The organism is Synergistaceae bacterium, from assembly GCA_031267575.1.
Taxonomy (GTDB): Bacteria; Synergistota; Synergistia; order Synergistales; family Aminobacteriaceae; genus JAIRYN01.
Genome location: JAIRYN010000053.1, coordinates 11,557 through 32,505, shown reverse-complemented (window position 1 = coordinate 32,505; position 20,949 = coordinate 11,557). Strand labels below are relative to the sequence as shown.

Below are 20,949 nucleotides of genomic sequence, written 5' to 3'. Positions count from 1 at the left end.
TATACTTTTTGATAAAGCCCTAGAATTGAAATTTGAACTCGAAATTTTGGGATAATTATGGTATAATACCTAACAAAAGTTTAGCTATTTTGCTGTTGCTGGTTAGTGCCAAAGTGGCTGTCAAAAAGTATACCTTTTGATACCAGTTATTGGACAATTTAACAGATGACACTTGAAACCGGCTTTGTGCCAACAATTGGATTTGAACATTGGATTTGAACAAAAGCTTAAGAACATAGCAAAAGGACTGAACGGCGTATGAATGTGTGCATATAACTAACCCCGCATATGGGTGGCGGCATGGGCAAGGCGATTTCGGGAATTGCACGTCTTGGGTAGCAGGCGGGTGATAATCACAGCATTTTATTGCTTGATGAACCGCACAAGTTTCATCATATCGAGCGGTGTAAAGCGGCGGGTGTTCCCGTACTTGGCCGCGCGGATTATATTATGGTGACCACGCCCGCAACGTTGAAGTTGCCGGAATTTCGTGGCAAGTCAACGCTTGTTTATGGCTTCGGCGACTTTGACCCGACAGAGATCGAGCCGAAGACAGGTTATTCCTTGCGCAGCGGCGAATTTGTAGTTGGATATGCAGGATCCCCAACGTATAAGAAGTTACCATACGATTTTCTCGATTATGTCGGTGCGGTCGTCAAGTTGATCCCGAACGCATGGTTCGTTATGGTCGGGGAATCCGATTGGAAGATTGTTCACCCGAACGTAACGTTTAGAGGCTGGGTAGATGATGTGTATCGCGGATGTAGTCCTTAGTCCTGTCATGCGCCTGTCATGCGACTGATTGACCACGGCACGCTCGGCGGGGACTTGACGCTCGTAAAGACACGGGCCAAAAAGCGATGAGCGTCAACATTTGCGCCATGCCGTTCTATGTGGCGGTGATTATGCCTGACGGCAATGTCGGCGATGCTGTGCGCTCGAAGCTCCCGTGATCTTCGGCAATATCCTGCGCGAGAGTTTCAGCGAGATTTGGAACGGCGGCACGCGCCGCGAATTCCTGCGACTGCAAATTAGCGGTAGGCGACAAAACAAGTACTGTGCCACCTGCAACTCGCCGGATTACGGTACACACGACGCCGACTATTTGGATCAATACAGCGATAAACTCATCGATTTATTTGGAGGGAAAATACTTTATTCGGAGGAAAAACACTGTGACAAACACACTGACTGACCGTGAGAAAGCGGTTTACGACTGGCTTTGTGACGACGAATCCCGCAAGTTGTTTCTGTTACGCAAACGTCATACGGAACAGGGACTTGACAGCATTTATGATGTTGTTGACGGTACGGCGCAGAGCCGCAAAGTAGCCAATATGTTACGGAACAACAAATATATCATCTACGGTGTGGGGAATGCCGGAAAACACCTTGGGAAATATGTCCAGAAACTGGGGCTTGCAGAGAACTGTGTCGGCGTATGGGATAATTTCGCGCAAGGCAAAACATTGTTCGGCAAGACAGTCATATCTCCACCACAACAGAGAGAGAATATATGTACGCACTCGGAGATTTTGCAGTGCGACATTATAATTGTTACGCCGACTTTGCAAAAGCACTTTGACGAAATGTTGGGCGTACTGCCGGATAACATAAAAAGCAAAGTGTTTTGGCTTCGTCCGGAAATGGATATGTACTTTGACGAAAAGATAATTATTCCGCGACTGGTAAGTGACGAAGTGTTCATAGACGGCGGGTGTCTTGATTTCGAAACCAGCGAAATATTGCTTAAAAAAGCGCCGTCTGTTAAGAAGATTTATGCTTTTGAGCCGGAAAAAAGCTCGATTGACTGTATAAAGCAGAATGTTCTGAAATATGGATGCAACTGCGTTGACATACAAGAAGCGGCGATTTGGTCATCGGACACAACGCTTAAATTTATCACAAATGAGCAGCAACTCAATAAAGCGCGTTCGCGTCTCGGCGATGAAGGCAGTGTTGAAATCAAAGCACGGTCTGTTGACAGCGTTGCCGCAGCCGAAGATAAAGTGACATTTATCAAGTTCGACATAGAGGGTGCAGAATTGGAAGGTTTGAAAGGCGCGGCGAAAACTATCAAGCGCGACAAGCCGAAGTTGGCCATTTGCATTTACCATAAGCCGAACGACTACTACGAGATTGCCGAGTATATAAAATCACTCGTACCCGAGTATAAAGCGTATATCCGTCATTACTATTATTTGGCTGCTGAAACGATACTTTACTGTGTAATATAAAGGAGCAAAGAAAAATGCCGTCACACATCAAACCCATTGCGGGCGCGTTCGACAGAGTGCCGCTTGCGGATACCACTGACTAACGCTACGGTCCTTACGGACGGCCCGCTCGCTAATGTTTTTGTGGTCTCTGAGAATTTCCGTTTTGAGCTTCATAGATCTTATAAGATAGCTCTTGCTAGTAAATTTATAGAACGACACCCGCCGCTGTGGGCAAATTTGCCGCATACAAGCTTAACGGAGTCAACCCAAACGAGACTGTCGAAGTCAACAAAAATGACGATCACAAATCCAACCTGCGGTTTTGAGCGGAAGCGAAACTGTTGACAGTTCATGGTCGAGAGAATAAGATAGATCTTATAAGATAGCTCTTGCTAGTAAATTTATTGACATCCTAAAAAAGATTCAAGAAAGGAGGAGCGCGGATGTTTTATCATTTTTTTGTGATCGAGAAGTTGACGACGCTTGTTATAACGGCGTGTAGAATGGCGTGCGCTCACAGTGGATCTCCGCCCGATATGGTCGGCTGTAGACGACGCCTATTCGGATAACGCGGGGATCCCTGTTTCGAGGGGATCCTTTTTTTATCCATGTTTACCCATGTTTATCCATGTTTCTTATTTATGTTTCTTATTTATCTATGTTTTTTACACATTGAGAAAGGACACACTATGAACATTCAAGAATTAAACATTCGTAAACTGACGGACACCATTTTGGTAAGCTACCGAGAGGAAGAAAACATCATCAAGATCGGGGCGAAAAACCAGATCAACGAAACCATCGTGGCCGAACTGATTGAAAAACTACGAGATTTGATTTTCGCGGGTTTCTTCAGCAAAAAACGTTTGACAGGCGACTCGGTCGAGTATTACGTAGGTGAATTACTGGGATCTTTGACCTACCACCTTCAAAAACAGATCGCGCGCGCGTTACGCAACGCCAGAAACAATGAAGATGAAGATGAAGAAGGTGAAAACACGAGCATTGAAGAGGAGGCCGGTTATATCACCTACGCTTTTTTGGAGCGGATCCCACGCATACGCCGCGTACTGTCTACGGACGTGGAAGCCTTTTACGACGGAGACCCGGCCGCTTATAACACGGACGAGATTATTTTGTCCTATCCCGGTATTTACACCATCATGGTGAGCCGATTAGCCCATGAACTACACTTGCTTGGAGTACCATTGATTCCTCGTATGATGACCGAGTACGCTCATAATCGCACGGGAATCGATATCCACCCAGGCGCTACCATCGGACACCACTTTTTCGTCGATCATGGCACAGGCATTGTCATTGGGGAGACGACCATTATCGGCAATTACGTGAAAATCTACCAGGGTGTGACTCTGGGAGCCCTCTCCACACGAGGGGGACAGACGCTGAAGGGCTTGAAACGCCACCCTACTATCAAGGACCACGTTACGATCTACTCAGGAACCTCCATCTTCGGAGGGGATACAATCATCGGAGAGGGCGTCGTGATAGGATCCAACGCCTTCATCACGAAGAGCGTGCCCGAAAAAACGCGCGTGAGCGTCAGAAGCCCTGAGCTTCAATTTAAAGAAGACGCCGTTATCTGCAATGTGGACTTTGCCCAAGAAGAATTTTGGGACTATGTGATCTAGACTGTGTGACCTAACAGAAGATAATCCTTGGCATCGAATCCTTGGCATCGAATTATTCGGATTATGGTGAAATGATCGAAAATCATAGAGAAGGCTCATAGACAGTATCTCGATAATAGAATAAGATCCTCCATAATGAGTTTTGAATACAAGTTTCAAAATTTGGCTGGAGGTGCAGAATTTTGGAGAAGCTTTACGAACAAATAGACTTTGTTTTGTCTGGAGGAGCGTTAAAATTGCTGGTCGATTTCCTCAGACCCAAAGTCGAGGCCGCTTTGGTCGTAACTCCTAAAGACACAGACCTTGAAATCATAGACGCGCTAGGAGTGCGGACGGAAGGTTTATTTTTGCGAGGGCAGGCCGCGCGACTAATCTCCGCCTTTCCTGAGCGGGTTTTAGCTGGAAAATTCTCCATAGACAAAGCGGCGATCGAAGGTGAATGGCCGTGGGCCGTGCGCGTTTACGGTATGCACTGGTCCCTCTACATTCTTCTCCGACAGTCTCCTGATGCGCTGCTCCCGGAACTTCACCCCTTCGCGGGGCTGCTTTCCTGGTGGCAGGCCTTTCAGCAAGTCAATGTGACAGAAGAATCTCTCGCGCGGCTCTCCTACATGATTTTGGCCACCAAAAACACCCTGGCTTCCATCTTCGAGCCCATGCCCCTTGACTACTACGCGGCTTTTCTGGCGGACGTATTGCGCGAAAGCCTTTTTCCGCGTACACTTTCTATTTTTCAGGACGATGGCAAAAACCTCAACTTCCTTGAGGGAGACGAACGCCCCGCACCCCAAAGAAAGGGGTTCTATGAGCAAACGATGTTGCCCCCCGCGCCTATTGTCGTCACGCGAGGCCATGCTCCCTATGAGGTCGTATTGCCTATCATCGAACCTTACCGGCTATTCTGCGTCTCCCAGTGGGACAAGCTGCCCACGGAAGAGACCCTGAACTTTTTGGAACTAGTGGGTAACTTGGCGTCGCGCTCCCTGTCTATCAACAATTTGAGAACCCAAAACTCAGCTAGAAAAAACATCATATCTTCCAACGATTACACAATACTCTCATTAGAAAAGGCTATGAACGCGTTGAAGCACCCAAAGGACATTTCCAGCTTTCTCTCCCTGACGGCGGATATTTTCTCGGAACTCATCTCGAAAAGCGAGTGCTTCTTGGTCATCTGGAACAAGGAGCGTCAAGGTTATCTCGCGGTAGAATACCGCAAAGAGGGAATCCCTTCTCTCTTCGAACCTATTCTTCTCCTTTCCCCTCCCCTAACGGGTAATGAACACGCTTGTTTCGACACGCAAACGACGAACTTTTCCAGTCTGCTTACGTGCCCTTGGCCTGAGATGGCCCGTATGCGTTACGTTTTCCCCTTTTGGAACGAGGGGCGCTTGGATGGTTTCGTCGCTCTGGCTTCGCAAAACGCGTTCATCAACGACAGAGACACAAAGCTCGCCGCCCTTAAGATTCTCGTGCACTTCGTCGCTTCCAATCTGAGAAAATTCATCGAGTGAATGCTCATTTGAGCATTCACGACCGAGTCCGGGTCGGAGGCAACATTTTTGCGCCTCGATGGCCGACGGTTTGTATAATATACTTCGTACAAATTTGAAGACATGCGAGGAGATATCGATGTCCTTACGCAATAAGTTTCTTTACTCCGTTTTGACTCTGCTGGTCTTGTTGACAAGTTTGATGAGCCTTAGTAGCGGCCATACGCTACTTTTCATTTTTGAAACTTTTGAAAAACGCTTTTTCAAATGGAATATGCTTCATCTCGAAAAACTTCTACAAGCGGAAAAAGAGAATTTGCTCCGCGAAGTAAATGATATTGCCTTACAGCTTTACAATGCTCGTGAACCGATCGACCAACTGCTCATTCGCGAGAAGAGCCATGTATCGGACGGTTTTGTGGCTATGGTAGATTGTGCCACTCAAGAGGCAAAAGGCTACGTCTCCAACGCGGAGCATCGCGCGATTCCTCTTTCCCCGCTCTTTTCCCGGAATTTGACGGAAGCCATACACCGGCTTTATAAAGACGTAGAGGGCGAAAATTCACGTCTTCCGCGGTTTTCGTTAACGAGCGGGATTTTGGAGATAGGCCAGAAGCGTTACGTTGTCGCCGTAGCGTCAATCCTGGAAAGGGGCAATCGAGTGGCGGTTGTGGGCTACGAACTGGAGACCTTTCTCCTCTTCGCATCACGAGTTTTGGGAGAAAATTTCCAACTGCTGTCCACGCAAGACACTTCTGCCCTTTCGATTCAAAAACGTGTTCAAGAACGTATCCAAAAAGAAAACGACCCTCATGGCGTCTATGTGGAGTTTACCTCCGACACGAAAGCCGTCGTTTACTATACTCTGGCGAATATGGACATGATAGGACAGGACAACAAAATTCTCATCAGCAACGACAAAGAAAGACAAATCAATGAGGTAGGACTTAAAACTCTCGCGAATCGATACGCCTGGGTCTTTTTGTCTGGTGTCCTGACATTGGCGTTGGTCCTGTTCATTTTCGACAAACTGATCCTGTACCGGCTGCAGAAACTACAAAAAATAGCGGACGACATATCAAGCAAATGGCAGGTGAATCTTCGGATTCCCTTGGAGGGCAACGACGAAATCACGCGCCTTTGCATGTCGTTCAATGCCATGCTCGACGCGCTGGACATGTTGATCTCCAGAGTCCCCGACCCGTTGATATTGAGCGACCCCGACGGAACGATCCTTTTGGTCAACGCCGCCGCGCGAGATTTGCTGGGTTATCGAGAAGAACGAGCACTGTTAGGGCTTTCTCTGAGGTCCATTCTTCTCGAAAAGGGAAAAAACACGGGACCAGTCGACGAGTTCCTGAAAAGCGAGGGCAACGTGTTCGAGGTCAATATTCGTCATGCCGACGGCGGCCTAATCCCCGCCGAAATTCACCAGGAAACGTTGACCTTCGGCAGAGATACCCTTACTCTTTCAATCGCCCACGATCTCACGGAACGCAAAATCATCGAGGATCGCCTCGTCAAAATGGCTTTCTACGATTCACAAACAGGTCTGCCCAACAGGCATTATTTTTGGGACGAGCTGGAAAAAGAGCTTCGAAACATCAAAACACTCCCCAACTACACTTTTTGCGTTGTTTTTATCAACATGGACAAGTTCAAGCTGGTTAACGAACAAGTGGGGCCGCGCAACGCAGATCTGGTGATCATCGAGGCCGCCAAGAGAATTACGAACATCATCGCCGGTTTCGCCGCCTCCTTTCGTCTGAGCGGAGACGAATTTGGCATCATCATACGCGGCACAACCTCGAAGGATTACGTCAAATCCCTGCTTCTGCGCATTCAGCGCCTCCTCAACACCCCCGTCTACGTTGAGGGAAAGACCGTTTTTCCCAGCGCCAGTTTCGGAGTGGTGCTGGGTATTCAGGCCACGAACACCACCAACCAGATTTTGGCGCTGGGATCGGACGCTTTGATTCGCGGTAAAAAGCACGGTATTGGCACCATCACGTTTCTGGCCGCCGAAGAAGGAGTCCAGAAGATCAACCACAACCTTCAACACAACCTGCTCACCCTTCGGGCGGACATGCAAAAAGCTCTTTCGTCGTCGGAATTCGTCGCTTATTTCCAGCCTATCTACCACTTGTCTCCTCAGCGCCTCGCCGGTTTTGAGGCTTTAGCACGCTGGAATCACCCCGAACACGGGCTTCTTTCGCCGGGTGCCTTTATTCCTCAAGCAGAGGAGACGGGACTCATCACGAAAATTGACAAGCAAATTATCAGCCAGGCGATCCAAGCCGCGAAAGAATGGTCGAAAACCTTCCCTGACACAGACTTTCTCCTGAGCGCCAATGCCTCTGGAGCGTCGTTCAAAGACCCTGGTTTTATGCCTTTCGTCTGCGAGCGAATCCAAGAAGAATCCTTGGATCCTCGTTACTTCGCGCTGGAAGTAACGGAGGGGATTTTCATCGATAGCTTGGAGAGTGCCAAGGAAAAATTGAACCAACTGAGGAATTTCGGGGTAAAGATCGCCCTGGACGATTTTGGAACGGGATACTCTTCCCTTCAGTATGTGAGTCAACTGCCCATCAACTACCTCAAAATCGACAAGTCTTTCATCGACCAGCTCTTTTTTTCCGAAAAGAACTCGCTCATGGTCCGCTCCATCATCAGCATGGCCCGAGACCTGAATTTCGACATCGTAGCCGAGGGCATAGAAAATGAAAATCAGCTTCACTGGTTGATAGAAAACAACGTACCGAAGGGACAAGGATATTTTTTCTCCCAACCTATTTCCCTAACGGAAGCAGAAAATATCCTGGCCGACGCCAAATTTTTCGAAGGGCTACTCTGATTAAACTGTTTAAACTGTCCGGCGAAAATACATTCCCCTCCCTAGTATGGACATCAGTATGGACATCAAATGATAAGATATTCATTGTTTCTGGCAGGTGTTCCAAAATATCTAAAGAGAGGTGATTTGAAATGAAAACAGTCCTTGACAAGGAAGCCATGTTGAAAGAAGAAGCCATATTGAAAGAAGAAGCTATATTGAAAGAAGAAGCCGCGTTGAAAGAAGTCCGCGATTTCGTAAAGAAATGTGGCACCTATTATCTTGCCACCGTCGAAGGAGATCGGCCGAGAGTCCGCCCTTTTGGAACTTTCGAGATTTTCGAGGGTCGGATTTATATTCAAACCGGCAAGATCAAAAACATCTCGAAGCAACTATCCGCCAACCCCAAAATCGAAATCTGCGCCGACGATAATAAAGGGCAATGGGTTCGAGTGCAGGCCGTCGTCGTGGAGGATGATCGGAGAGAAGCAAAACAGTTTTTGCTCGATGCCTACCCCATACTGAAAGACAGGTATTCGGCGGATGACGGCAATACACAGGTCTGGTATCTCAAAGACGCCACAGCCAAATTTTATTCGTTCACAGGTGAGACGAAAACTGTCGAGTTTTGAGAGATGGACAAAAACGTAGTGAAACCACAAGCAATGGGAAAGTTTTTCAACACAGCTGGGCCAGACGCTTTAGAAGATCACTACATGCTAGACCCGTTACTAATCCGCCAAAAACTGATCCGCCAAAAGTGGTATTGTGTTTTGCGCGCGCCTCGTCAGACGGGAAAAACAACCTCCCTTCTAATGTATCTGCTAGCAGTGATGTTTCTGCCATCATATAACCCGTATTTATGAACGAGATATGGCCAAGTCAATCAATGACCCGTCTTTTATACTTTACAGGATTCCAAGGCTCATCTAAAATTTCAACGGCTTGGTTTGCCAAACGCTTAGAGAACTAGAGCCCAAAGAGACGCAAAGATCGGGAGTTGCTTTTATCATGGCGGAAGAACAGCGTAAAGTGATCATGTTGGTTGACGACAATATCGCGAATCTCAAAATCGGCAAAAACGCTCTATCGGATAAGTATGACGTGTTCACTGTCCTTTCGGCCGAGAAGATGCTGGATTTGCTGGAGCGCAATACGCCTGATATGATATTGCTCGATGTCAATATGCCGGAAATGAACGGTTATGAGGCGATAAAAATCCTCAAGAAAAAAGAGAAAACTCGATATATCCCGGTTATCTTTCTAACGGCTCGGAGCGATAACGAAAGTGAGCTAGAAGGACTGAACCTGGGGGCTATCGACTACATCGCGAAGCCTTTTTCACCTCTGCTTCTGCGCAAACGCATTGAGGTTCACCTGTTGGTGGAATCTCAGAAGCAGGAGCTTAAAAACTACAACGACAACCTTCAGAAAATGGTGGCGGAGAAAACAAAAACCGTGGTCAAGCTACAAAACAAAATTTTGAGAACCATGGCCGACTTGGTGGAATGTAGAGACAATATAACAGGTAGCCACATTGATCGAACGCAACGCTGTTTGGGCATTTTGGTTTCCACTATGCTGGAGGAGGGGCTTTACGTGGAAATTGGGAAAAGTTGGGACCTGGAACTGTTGCTACAGTCCTCACAATTGCACGATGTGGGTAAAATCGCGATTCGCGATAACATTCTCCAGAAACCAGGACGACTCACCCCGGAGGAATTCGATGAGATGAAAAAACATGCCATGCTCGGCGTCAAGATCATCGAAAGAATAGAGGATGGAGATACGGACACCGATTTTTTTAATTATGCCAAGGTTTTCGCCGCGTCTCACCACGAAAAATGGGACGGTACAGGGTATCCTTTAGGGTTATTAAAAGAAGGCATACCGCTACTGGGGCGTCTAATGGCTATCGCTGACGTTTACGACGCCCTCACGTCGGAACGCCCCTATAAAAAACCCTTCCCTCACGAGACGGCCGTCGCCATCATTAAAGAAGGGAGAGGAAACCATTTCGACCCGGCTCTGGTCGACATATTTTCCAAGGCGCAAGCGCAATTCAAACTTATATCGGGTATGTGACCCGCTACAAAGTCACTATAAAGTCACGGTACGAAATTGGCGTTATTATTTGAAAGGCGGAACTTTGTTATTATTTATTACTATTTATTACTATTTGAAAGGCGGAACTTTCTGAGACTCTTTCGAGACTCTTTCCGACCCATGATTTTTTGGGGGGAATATTGATGATTAACGCATTGACAGCTTATACATTTGAGATGGACGATGTAGACGCCGCGGTCAGTGAAATTTTGGAGCAGTTGGATCTGAGGAAAAATCTGCTGAAAAACGCGGTGGGGTTGTTGTTCTGCTATATCGATTTTATCGGGTCAGGAGTCGTCAAAGCTCTGAGCGATCGCCTACCTTTCGATGTCATCGGTTGTTCCACCTCCGGAGCCCTCGTGCGAGGGGAAATGGACGAACTTATATTGAGCCTGCTCGTGCTGACCAGCGACGACGTAGAGTTCTCCACCGGAGCCTCCGAGCCTCTTCTCGGGCAGGTGGAAACCTCTGTTCGCAACATGTATCGGCAGGCTACCGCTCCTCTGACCGGAAAACCCTCTCTGGCTATTGCCCTGCAACCCATGCTGGATCACGAGGGCATTGGAGGTGATGTTATCGCTGACGCCCTGAACCGCGCCTCGGAAGGAGTGCCGCTGTTCGGATCCATCGGCCTCCACCTGGTTGGCAACGAGTTCCGTTTCTCGAAGACGGTTCACAACGGCGAATCTTACGGTGATAGAGTAGTGGTCCTTTTGCTTTCCGGTCCCGTTTCACCCCGATTTTTCCTCGGAACGATCATGGAAAAGAAGAACTTCACACAAAAAGCGGCAATAACCGGAGCGGAGGGCAACAGGTTGCTCTCCATCAACAATATGCCCGCGGTGGAGTATGTAAAAAAAATCGGCTTCAGCGGAATAGATGCCACTTTGTATCACGCGGTTCCATTTTTGATAGACAGCCACAACGGCTTGGAGCCTCAGACCTTCATCTCCTCCGACATCGCGCCGGATGGGATTTTGATTATGAGCGGCACGCTGCCGTCCAGTGGAACGCTGATGGTGGGGGCTCACGCCTCTGACGACGTGCTCGCGACCGCGAAAAAGCTGGTGGATTCGGTCAAAGAAACCCAAAAAGAAAATCCGGACCGTAAAACGTTGCTGATTTTCTCCTGCGCCAGCCGAAGAACAGTGCTTTACGATTCGAGGGCCGAGATGAATCTGATTCGACGAGAGTTGGAGGGGTCTGGAGTATCCTACCTATTCACCTACTCAGGCGGCGAGTTCTGTCCTTGGAACGATCCCAAAAGCGGCAAAGAGATCAATCGCTTTCACAATTTTGTCGTCATTGGGTGCCTATTGTGAAGGAGATTTTTTGATGGATGTTCAAGAGGCATGGGTCGAGACAACGGCATTGACAGCTAGAATAGAGGCATTGGAAAAGGAAAACAAGCGACTAGAACATGAAAACCGCGTGACTGGACGCAGGTTGCAGATAGCCCGAGGGGAAATCGACCTCGCGAAAGACTACAACCTCATGAAGGATAAGCTGCTGAAAACCATCATCGCCGAAAAATCGAATCAGACAAAGTATTTCAATTTATTGTTAAACAACGCCCAGAGCGTCATCCTTTTGCTCGACGAAAAATTGCGACTTGTTTATTGTTCCGATTATTTTTTGCGTATGGCTGGAATCTCCAGCTTTGGTTTGGTCGGTGATCGGGAGTTCCTGGATGTCTTTCGGGATACGGTGTCCCTCGACGTGGTCGAAGACATTCAGTTAATGTTGGAAAAGGCTTTACGGAGCCGCCACGCTGACGTTGCCAACAAAACGATATCTATCGGGATCACTCCTCAGCGTCATTACACGGTATATGTGACGCCTATGTCGGACGAGGATGGGTCCATCGGCGGCGCGCTCCTACTGTTTTACGATATTACGGAGCTTCTGCGCGCTAAGGAGGCAGCGGAGCGGGCGAGTGAGGTCAAGTCTGCCTTCTTGGCCAGTATGAGCCACGAAATCCGAACACCGATGAACGTCATCATCGGTATGAGCGAGTTAGCCCTACGTGAGAAAAACTCCCCCGCCACCGAGGAATACATCGCGGGCATCCGGGAAGCGGGTTCCAACCTCCTGTCCATCATCAACAACATCTTGGATTTTTCAAAGGTCGCGTCCGGCAATATGTCGATCAACTCCACTCCCTACACCTTCGCTTCTTTGCTCAGCGACGTCATCAACATCACACGAGCGCAAATCGCCGAAAAAAACATCCTCTTCGCGGTCAACGTGGATTCAGAGTTACCCAACAACCTGATCGGGGACGAAATACGTGTTCGCCAGGTTCTGCTTAACATCCTCGCCAACGCCGCGAAGTACACCTCGGAGGGTTTCATCCACCTCAATGTGACGGGCGCCTCGATGGACGAGGGCGAGATCTTGTTTTCATTTTCCATTACCGACAGCGGCGCTGGCATTAAAGAGGAGGAACTGGAGAATATTTTCGAGGATTTCGTTCGGGTCGGTTCCGAACTCAACAAAAAAATCAAGGGTGCTGGCCTGGGGTTGACGATCAGCAAGAATTTATGCCGCGCCATGGGTGGCGACATCACGGTGACGAGCGTATACGGAAGAGGCTCGACGTTTACGGCCACCCTCACTCAATCTTTCACGAACGGTGCGAAACTGGCCTCCGTGGAGAACGCTTCCCAAAAGCGAGTGCTTTTCTGCGACGAGCGGCCCCTTTACAGAAAATCCATCGCCGCCACCTTGAGGAACCTCCGGGTACCCGTCTCAATGACCTCAGAACCCAATGAGTTTTTTATAAGACTTAAAAGCGGGCGCTTCCAGTTCGCTTTCGTGTCCACGTCTCTCGCGAAAAGAGCTTCAGAGATTATCGCGCGTTTGAGTTTGGAGACGAAGCTCGTGCTGTTGGCGGATCTGGGTGAGATTTCCTCCTTTCGAGATATTTCCATCGTCGTCATGCCGGCCTATTCGGTATCCATCGCCAACGTGCTCAACAGCGCGGCGGTCAGTGTAGAACCTACCTGCCAGGATACGAGATCAACGGTACGCTTTACGGCCCCTAGCGCGCGAGTGCTGGTAGTGGATGACATCGCCACCAATCTCAAAATCACCCAGGGCCTCCTTTCGCCTTACGGAGTGCAAGTTGATCTCTGCGAGAGCGGCAAAGAAGCTGTAGAGCTGGTGAAGTCCAACGCCTACGACCTGGTTTTCATGGACCACATGATGCCCGGTATGAGCGGAATTGACGCCACGGCGGCCATTCGGGCGATGGAAGGAGATCGTTTTCGTGACCTTCCCGTCGTGGCTTTGACGGCCAACGCCATAGCCGGAATGCGCGAGATGTTTTTGAAGAATGGCTTCAACGATTACCTCTCCAAGCCCATCGACACTAACGTGTTGAAGAAACTCATGGAACGATGGATACCCAGGGGAAAGAGACAGAACCTCCAAAACGTTCTTCGGCAGGAGGTGAAAGTGGAGACACTAAAAATAGAAGGGCTCGACGTTGCAAAAGGTATTCTCATGACGGGAGGTAGCGAGGCCGGCTATCGGGAAGTGCTCGACATTTACCGTCGCGACGTGAAAGAGCGATGGACGGTGTTACGAGAATACCTCGTCCCCGACTCTCTCGAAAAGGGGCTTTCTCTGTTCGTCATCCAAGTACACGCGTTGAAAAGCGCTTCCGCCAGCATCGGGGCGCAAGCCTTATCTCAGGAAGCCGCAGAACTGGAGACCCTAGGACGCGCCGGTGACGTGACGGAGATCGAGCGACGGCTCCCTAGCTTTTTGGATAATCTCTCAACGATAAAGGAACGCATCCGCGCCGTTTCGCCCTTGTCCCAACCTATTCCGTCTGAAGTTCCGTCTGAAGGCAAAGGATCCGCGGAGGACGCGCTGACGACGATGGATCCTTCGGTGTGGCTCCCGCTGAAAAAAGCCCTAGAAGAGGAAAATATCGGCATGATAGACTCTCTGCTGGAAGATCTTGCGAAAACGCCGCTGAACGAGAACGCGAAAAAGTTCCTGTCCGATATCTCCAACTACGCTTTCGTATCCGAGTTTGGGAAAGCTGTCACGGTCATCGAGCGCCTTTTAATGTAATGTATTGTATCCTTTGTAAATTTGACTTTTGTGAATTTGACTTTTGTAAATTTGATTATGAAGATTACGAAGCGCGCCCAAAAGGCCGCTCATCACTGTGGGCGGTCTTTTGGGGTAGAAACGGGCGCGTTAATTTTTTACTTCAAGACGCCCAACGCCGCGTGAGCCGCGGCCACACGAGCGACGGGAACGCGGAAAGGAGAGCAACTCACGTAGTTCATGTCGAGAGAGCAACAGAAAGCGATGGAAGCCGGGTTGCCTCCGTGCTCTCCGCAAATGCCCGCCGAGAGGTTCTTATTCACGCCGCGGCCTTTTTCCACGCCAATTTTCATTAACGCACCCACGCCGTCCCGGTCCAATTCGCTGAAGGGGTTTTCCTTGAAGACTCCCTTCTCCACGTACTGGAACAAGAACTTACCCTCTGCGTCGTCACGGGAGTAGCCCAGGGTCGTCTGGGTCAGGTCGTTGGTTCCAAAGCTGAAGAATTGCGCGTACTCCGCCAACTGGTCCGCCACCAACGCCGCCCGAGGAAGCTCGATCATGGTTCCTACTAAATAGTCAAACTTGACTCCTGTTTTACGGGCCACTTCGGAGGCCAACCGGTCGGCCATTTCGCGGAAAAACTTCATCTCAACCTTCGTCCCCACCAAGGGAATCATGACCTCGGGATGGACGGCAACGCCCTTAGAGACCAGGTCGGTCACGGCCTCGAAAATTGCTTCGATCTGCATCTCGTAGATCTCAGGGTATACCATGCCCAATCGACAGCCTCGGAAGCCCAGCATCGGGTTCGACTCGTGGAGCTGACGGACCTTCGCCAAAGTCTTCTGGAGACGCAGAGCCTCCGAAGAGTTGGCCTGTCCCTTCTTTTCAAGTTCAGAGAGACCTTCGAGGATGGTAGGTTCCTTCGGCATGAACTCGTGCAGAGGCGGATCCAACAAGCGCACGATGACAGGGAATCCGTCCATCGCTTTGAAGATCTCCACGAAATCACCCTTCTGCATCACCTTGAGCCTGCTCAAAGCCACCAAGCGCTCATCTAAGGTGTCGGCGACGATGAGTTCCTGCACCACAGGCAGCCGGTCGGTGGCCATAAACATGTGCTCAGTGCGGCAGAGCCCAACGCCCTTGGCTCCGAACTCCCTGGCACGACGGGCGTCTTCCGGGGTGTCGGCATTGGCCCAAACCTGCTGCCTGGCGATCTCGTCCGACCAAATCAAGATTTTCTCGAAGTTCTCGTCAAAAGTGGCCTCCACTAGGGGAACTTCCCCCGCCAAAATGGAGCCCGTGGTGCCGTCGACGGTGACCACGTCTCCCTTTTTAAACGTGCGTCCACGAGCGCTCAAGGTCTCGGCAGCCAAGTCAATGGTCATTTCCTCGCAGCCGCAGACAGCGGGTTTGCCCATGCCTCGGGCCACCACCGCCGCGTGACTGGTCATGCCTCCGCGGCTGGTGACGACGGCGTCGGCGGCAAAGAGACCATGAATGTCGTCCGGGCAGGTCTCGGGCCGGGCGAGAATGACTTTTTTACCCTGTTTGCCCCAGGTCTCCGCCTCGTCGGCCTCGAAGACCAAAGCCCCCACACCCGCCCCCGGCGATGCGGGAAGCCCTACGGCAATTACGTCTTTTTTCGCGTTTTTGTCGACCTGACGGTGCAGAAGCTGCTCCACCTGTTCGGGAGTCACCCGACTCACCGCCGTCTTTTTGTCGATCAAACCCTCGTTCACCATATCCGTGGCGACTTTGACGGCCGCCGCGGCCGTGCGCTTGCCCGTGCGGGTCTGGAGCAGGTACAGTTTGCCGCGCTCAATGGTGAACTCGATGTCCTGCATTTCCTTATAGGATTTTTCAAGCTGGCTGGTGAGTTTCAGAAGCTCTCTATAAATGTCCGGCATGACTTTCTCCAGCTCATCGATGTGGATTGGCGTGCGAATACCGGCCACCACGTCCTCGCCCTGAGCGTTGATCAGAAACTCGCCGTAAAGTTTATTGGTGCCGTCGGAGGGGCTGCGAGTGAAGCAGACACCTGTTCCGCAGTCGTCGCCCAGGTTGCCGAAGATCATGGAGATAACGTTGACCGCCGTCCCCAAATCGTCGGAGATTTTGTTGATCTTGCGGTAAGTGATGGCTCTAGGAATATTCCAGCTTTTAAAGACGGCCTCTATGGCCTTACGGAGCTGATCCCAGGGGTCCGTCGGAAAATCCGAGCCGGTGGAGTCCTTATAGATTTTTTTGAACTCCGCCACGATCTTCTCTAGCTCTTGGGCGGGGATTTCATTGTCGAAGGAAACGCTTAGTTTTTTCTTGCACTCCGCCAGGACGTGCTCGAACTTACCGGAGTCCACCTCGTCCACCACGCTGCCAAACATTTGGATAAAACGCCGATAGCTGTCGAAGGCGAAACGCCGATTACCGGAGGCCGTCGCCAGACCCTCCACCGTGTTGTCATTGAGGCCCAGGTTGAGAATGGTCTCCATCATGCCGGGCATGGAAATGGGCGCTCCCGACCGCACGGACACCAGAAGAGGGTTGCTTTTATCGTTGAACCTCTTGCCCGTCTCTTTTTCCAATTTCGAGACGGAAGATTTAACCCCGTCCCAGATCGTGTCCATGATCTTTGGATCCTTCAAGTACTTGAGGCAGACCTCCGTGGTGATGATGAAACCCGGCGGTACCGGCAGCCCACTGCGTACCATTTCAGCCAGATTGGCCCCTTTGCCGCCCAAGATGGCTTTCATTTCGGCATTGCCCTCGTTTAAATCGTAGATGTACTTCTCACTCATAATCTATATTCCTCCTTTTTAAATAGATGCCCAACATTTTAAATAAATGCTCAACATTTTAAATAGATGCTCAATACTTTAAATAGATGCTCAATACTTTAAATAAATGTTCAACATTCGTAGATGACTCGTAGTAGACGATTCGTAGATAATTCATAGATGCCCAACTCGTTACGACTTCAGGACTCCCAGGTCACCAACCTCTTTGAAGAGGATGTTGCAGCGCTTCAAAATGGCCAGACGATTGGCGCGGATGTGTTCGTCGGGGTCCATAACCATCACGTCGTCGAAAAAACCCGAAACCACAGGCGACAGTTCCGACAAAGACGTGGCCAACCCCTCCCAGTCGTTATCTCGAAGTGCCACCACCACAAGCGGTTCCATTTTCACAATTTCCTCGTAGAGATTTTTCTCAGCCGGTTCGAGCGCCAGGACGAGGTTGATAACGTTGGAAACCTCTCCCGCCTTCTGCAAAATGTTTCGTACTCGGACCGCCGACGTCACGAGTTCCGCGAACCACGGCTCGTTCTTGACCTTGCTCAACGTTTCCAACAAGCGCAACGTTTGAAGCGGGCGATGTCCCGCGACGGAAATGGCCAGCTTCGCCAGGTCATGCTCATAGCCTTTTTCTTTGAGCTGCATGAGGAGTCGTTGGTTGAGGAAAGAAAAAACCTCGTCCACAACATCCATGTCTGCCAGGTTCGCCAGGGCAGAAGTTCGCACTGCCTCTTTGACATCCACGTCCAGTTTCCGCGCCCATATAATCTCGTTGATACAGCGCGCGGCACGGCGCAGGGCATAGGGATCCTGAGAACCCGTGGGTCCCAGTCCGACCTTGTGGCAGCTTACGATAACATGAACGCGCTCCGCAAGACCTAAAATCGCCCCAACACCGTCGGAGGGCACTTCGTCCGTGGCCGACTTTGGAAGGTATTGTTCGTAAAGGGCTAAAGCCACTCGCGGGTCCTCTCCGTTGGCGCGGGCGTACTCACGTCCCATAACTCCCTGTAACTCAGGAAATTCATAAACCATGTGGGTGACCAAATCCGCTTTGGAGAGAAAGGCGGCGCGCTCCACAAGCTTTGAGAGTTCCGGCGCGTTCAATTCCCCGCAGAGCCAAATCGCCAGCTTTTGCGTCGCCATGACCTTGTCGTAAACGGAACCCAGTTTTTCCTGATAAACTACATTTTTAAGGCGCGCCACATTTTCGCCCAGGGAGTGCTTGCGGTCTTCCACCCAGAAAAAGGCAGCGTCTTCGAGACGAGCTCGTAATACCCGCTCGTTGCCCTCTCGGATGATATTCATATCTACTACTCGGTTGTTGGCGATTCCCACGAAAAAATTCGTCAGTTTACCCTCTTTGGTCCGAACAGCAAAGTATTTTTGATTTTTCTTCATAGAGGTGATCAATACCTCTTGAGGGATTTTGAGGAACCGTTCATCAAAAGAGCCCATGAAAGGCACGGGGTACTCCACCAAGTAGAGGTTCTCCTCTAGCAGATCGGGATCCAGCTCCACGACGCCCTCATGCTCTCGCTCTAGTGAGGCGATTCCCGCCAGTAGTTTCTGCTTTCGCTTCTCCTGGTCCAGGATGACGTAATTGTCGTAAAGTTTGCCCAAAAACTCGTCCGTGCTCTTGATCTTGATTTGTTTATCGCCCATGAAACGGTGCCCGGAGGATGTCCGCCCGCTTTGCACGTCTCCGTAAGTGAAAGAGACGACCTCTTCGCCGGCCAAGGCCACGATCCAGCGGATGGGGCGGGCAAAACGGATTGCTGGATCCCCCCAGTACATGTTCTTGGGGAAAACCAGCTTGCCGACAAGCCCTGACAGGAAACCCGGCAGAAGAGATCTCGTGAGATTGCCCACCTCTCGCACTTCGGTCATGACATAAACCGCGCCGTCCACATCGACCTTTTTCAAGTTATTGATCGTCACGCCCTTGCTCTTGGCGAAACCCTCCGCCGCACGCGTGGCGTTGCCGGAGGAGTCGAAGGCCGAAGCCCAAAGAGGTCCTTTATAAGTGGCGACCAGGTCTTCTTGCCGTTCGGCCAGACCATGGAGGAAAAGCACCAATCGACGGGGAGTTGCGTAGACGCGCACGTCTTTGCAGGCAACGCGTAATTGTTTCAGGTCCTCCGTGGCCAGGATTTTCAAGGTTTCGAGTATGGGAGGAGTGAACCGGGACGGGATCTCCTCCGTTCCGATTTCTAAGACCACATCACACGCGTCGGCTTTCAGATTAGAGGAAACTATTTCTTTGGGGTTCATAGCGCGTCGCTTCCTTTCAATAGCGCGTCGTTTCCTTTCATCGGGCAACGCCTGCTGGGGTTATCCTCGAACTTCGCTATTAGGGGATGTCCCATTTTTTGGCGCGCGTTCACATAGGTCTGACAGCAACGGCTGGCCAGGGCACGGATCCGCCCGATGTAGCCGGTGCGCTCCGTTACGCTAATAGCGCCCCGCGCGTCCAGCAAGTTGAAAGTATGGGAACATTTCAGGACGTAATCATAGGCCGGCTGAACAAAACCCTTCTCCAAGATTCGTCCGGCTTCAGCCTCATAGAGGTTAAAGAGCTGCAAGAGCATGGAAATGTCCGCGATCTCGAAATTGTAATGAGAATACTCGACCTCGCTTTTCAGATGCACGTCGCCGTAAGTGACTTTTCCTACCCATTTCAAGTCGTAGACGTTCTCCGCCTTTTGGACGTACATGGCGAGGCGTTCGATACCGTAGGTGATTTCTGCCGGTACTAGTTCCATGTCCACTCCTCCCACTTGTTGGAAGTAAGTAAACTGCGTCACCTCCATACCGTCGAGCCAGACCTCCCATCCTAACCCCCAGGCGCCGATGGAGGGGTTTTCCCAGTCGTCCTCCACGAAGCGGATATCGTGTTCCGATGGGTCGATGCCCAGAACAACCAGGCTTTGGATATAAAGGTCCAGAATGTTGGAGGGGGCGGGTTTTATCAACACTTGGTACTGGTAGTAATGTTGCAGGCGATTGGGATTTTCTCCATAACGTCCGTCCGATGGACGTCTGGAGGGCTCCACATACGCCACGCGCCAGGGTTCCGGCCCTAGGGCTCGCAACGCGGTCGCCGGGTTCATCGTGCCGGCGCCCACCTCAATGTCGTAGGGTTGCTGCACCACACAGCCCTGACGCGCCCAAAAATGTTCGAGCTGGAAATAGATATCTTGGAAATTCAAAAAAACCGCCTCCCGCAAAACTGAGTTCATCAGTTTTGTATTTTAATGGAAAGTCGCTAAATTCGCGATGCTGAATCACAGAACTGCCATTCATTTTGTAAAGAGGCTTTGTAAAGAGGCGAGTTTTGCCATGAAAAACTCGAACGACGCGGTCTCAGTAGGGGAGGGCTCACTGACGTTATAGCTGTATTCGCTGGTTGTATTCGCTGAAGGATGTTCTATAGACGCTTAAGGAAACTTCAATTGTCGAAAAACTAAAAAAACAGCTATCAAAAAGCGTACTTTTTGATAGTCACCCTATCACTGGCAAGCAACAGCAAAACCACTATATATTGAGTAGGTATTACATCACAATTATCTCCTAATTTCAAGTTTCAATTTAAATTTGGGATTTTATCAAAAAGTACACCTTTTGATAGTTATGATTGGGCAAGTTCACAGACGATAAAGGTTTAGGTGAGCGAATATGATGGCGCTTTACTCAAAGGACCAGAAAGAGCGAAGGTTTCTTTTTCAAGGTGAGCTGAAACGCGGGGAGCGGTGAAATAATTGTCCTATACAAAACGGT

13 protein-coding genes are annotated in these 20,949 nt (G+C 50.1%); 10 read left to right on the top strand and 3 right to left on the bottom strand.

The features are described 5' to 3' along the window. The first annotated feature begins 366 nt into the window (after window positions 1–366). From LBJ36_09150 to LBJ36_09105, 10 genes are all read left to right on the top strand, one after another. On the top strand, window positions 367–774 hold the full coding sequence (locus LBJ36_09150; protein MDR1379198.1) for a hypothetical protein: 408 nt from the start codon (window positions 367–369) through the stop codon (window positions 772–774). 175 nt (window positions 775–949) lie between these two features. Next, the gene (locus LBJ36_09145) at window positions 950–1,195 is read left to right on the top strand and encodes an SPASM domain-containing protein (GenBank protein ID MDR1379197.1); all 246 of its coding nucleotides are present in this window, start codon (window positions 950–952) and stop codon (window positions 1,193–1,195) included. After that, on the top strand, window positions 1,176–2,237 hold the full coding sequence (locus LBJ36_09140; protein MDR1379196.1) for an FkbM family methyltransferase: 1,062 nt from the start codon (window positions 1,176–1,178) through the stop codon (window positions 2,235–2,237). Before LBJ36_09145 ends, LBJ36_09140 begins: the two co-directional genes overlap by 20 nt. 671 nt (window positions 2,238–2,908) lie before the next feature. Next, complete coding sequence (locus LBJ36_09135) at window positions 2,909–3,871, top strand: hypothetical protein (protein ID MDR1379195.1); 963 nt, start codon at window positions 2,909–2,911, stop codon at window positions 3,869–3,871. 182 nt (window positions 3,872–4,053) lie between these two features. Beyond that, window positions 4,054–5,385, top strand: coding sequence for a hypothetical protein (locus LBJ36_09130; protein ID MDR1379194.1), 1,332 nt, complete (start codon window positions 4,054–4,056; stop codon window positions 5,383–5,385). Between the two features lie 253 nt (window positions 5,386–5,638). Then, the gene (locus tag LBJ36_09125; GenBank protein ID MDR1379193.1) at window positions 5,639–8,218 is read left to right on the top strand and encodes an EAL domain-containing protein; all 2,580 of its coding nucleotides are present in this window, start codon (window positions 5,639–5,641) and stop codon (window positions 8,216–8,218) included. A 131-nt stretch (window positions 8,219–8,349) separates the two neighbouring features. Continuing rightward, the gene (locus LBJ36_09120) at window positions 8,350–8,829 is read left to right on the top strand and encodes a pyridoxamine 5'-phosphate oxidase family protein (protein ID MDR1379192.1); all 480 of its coding nucleotides are present in this window, start codon (window positions 8,350–8,352) and stop codon (window positions 8,827–8,829) included. Window positions 8,830–9,208: 379 nt separating this feature from the next. Beyond that, on the top strand, window positions 9,209–10,282 hold the full coding sequence (locus tag LBJ36_09115; protein MDR1379191.1) for a response regulator: 1,074 nt from the start codon (window positions 9,209–9,211) through the stop codon (window positions 10,280–10,282). Between the two features lie 164 nt (window positions 10,283–10,446). Beyond that, complete coding sequence (locus tag LBJ36_09110; protein ID MDR1379190.1) at window positions 10,447–11,625, top strand: hypothetical protein; 1,179 nt, start codon at window positions 10,447–10,449, stop codon at window positions 11,623–11,625. 13 nt (window positions 11,626–11,638) lie between these two features. Further along, window positions 11,639–14,389, top strand: a complete 2,751-nt coding sequence (locus LBJ36_09105) for a response regulator (GenBank protein ID MDR1379189.1) — start codon at window positions 11,639–11,641, stop codon at window positions 14,387–14,389. Window positions 14,390–14,526: 137 nt separating this feature from the next. Here LBJ36_09105 and ppdK read toward each other — a convergent pair whose 3' ends face one another. From ppdK to glyQ, 3 genes are all read right to left on the bottom strand, one after another. Next, a complete protein-coding gene (gene ppdK / locus LBJ36_09100; protein MDR1379188.1) occupies window positions 14,527–17,172 on the bottom strand; it encodes a pyruvate, phosphate dikinase in 2,646 nt (881 codons plus the stop codon). Window positions 17,173–17,343: 171 nt separating this feature from the next. Then, window positions 17,344–19,443, bottom strand: a complete 2,100-nt coding sequence (gene glyS / locus LBJ36_09095) for a glycine--tRNA ligase subunit beta (GenBank protein ID MDR1379187.1) — start codon at window positions 19,441–19,443, stop codon at window positions 17,344–17,346. After that, complete coding sequence (glyQ, locus tag LBJ36_09090) at window positions 19,440–20,381, bottom strand: glycine--tRNA ligase subunit alpha (protein ID MDR1379186.1); 942 nt, start codon at window positions 20,379–20,381, stop codon at window positions 19,440–19,442. Before glyQ ends, glyS begins: the two co-directional genes overlap by 4 nt. Window positions 20,382–20,949: the final 568 nt, after the last annotated feature.

Coding starts and splice junctions, on each gene's coding strand:
- LBJ36_09135 (MDR1379195.1), top strand. CDS start 2,909: ATGAACATTCAAGAATTAAACATTCGTAAACTGACGGACACCATTTTG.
- LBJ36_09125 (MDR1379193.1), top strand. CDS start 5,639: ATGCTTCATCTCGAAAAACTTCTACAAGCGGAAAAAGAGAATTTGCTC.
- LBJ36_09120 (MDR1379192.1), top strand. CDS start 8,350: ATGAAAACAGTCCTTGACAAGGAAGCCATGTTGAAAGAAGAAGCCATA.
- LBJ36_09115 (MDR1379191.1), top strand. CDS start 9,209: ATGGCGGAAGAACAGCGTAAAGTGATCATGTTGGTTGACGACAATATC.
- LBJ36_09110 (MDR1379190.1), top strand. CDS start 10,447: ATGATTAACGCATTGACAGCTTATACATTTGAGATGGACGATGTAGAC.
- LBJ36_09105 (MDR1379189.1), top strand. CDS start 11,639: ATGGATGTTCAAGAGGCATGGGTCGAGACAACGGCATTGACAGCTAGA.
- ppdK (MDR1379188.1), bottom strand. CDS start 17,172: ATGAGTGAGAAGTACATCTACGATTTAAACGAGGGCAATGCCGAAATG.
- glyS (MDR1379187.1), bottom strand. CDS start 19,443: ATGAACCCCAAAGAAATAGTTTCCTCTAATCTGAAAGCCGACGCGTGT.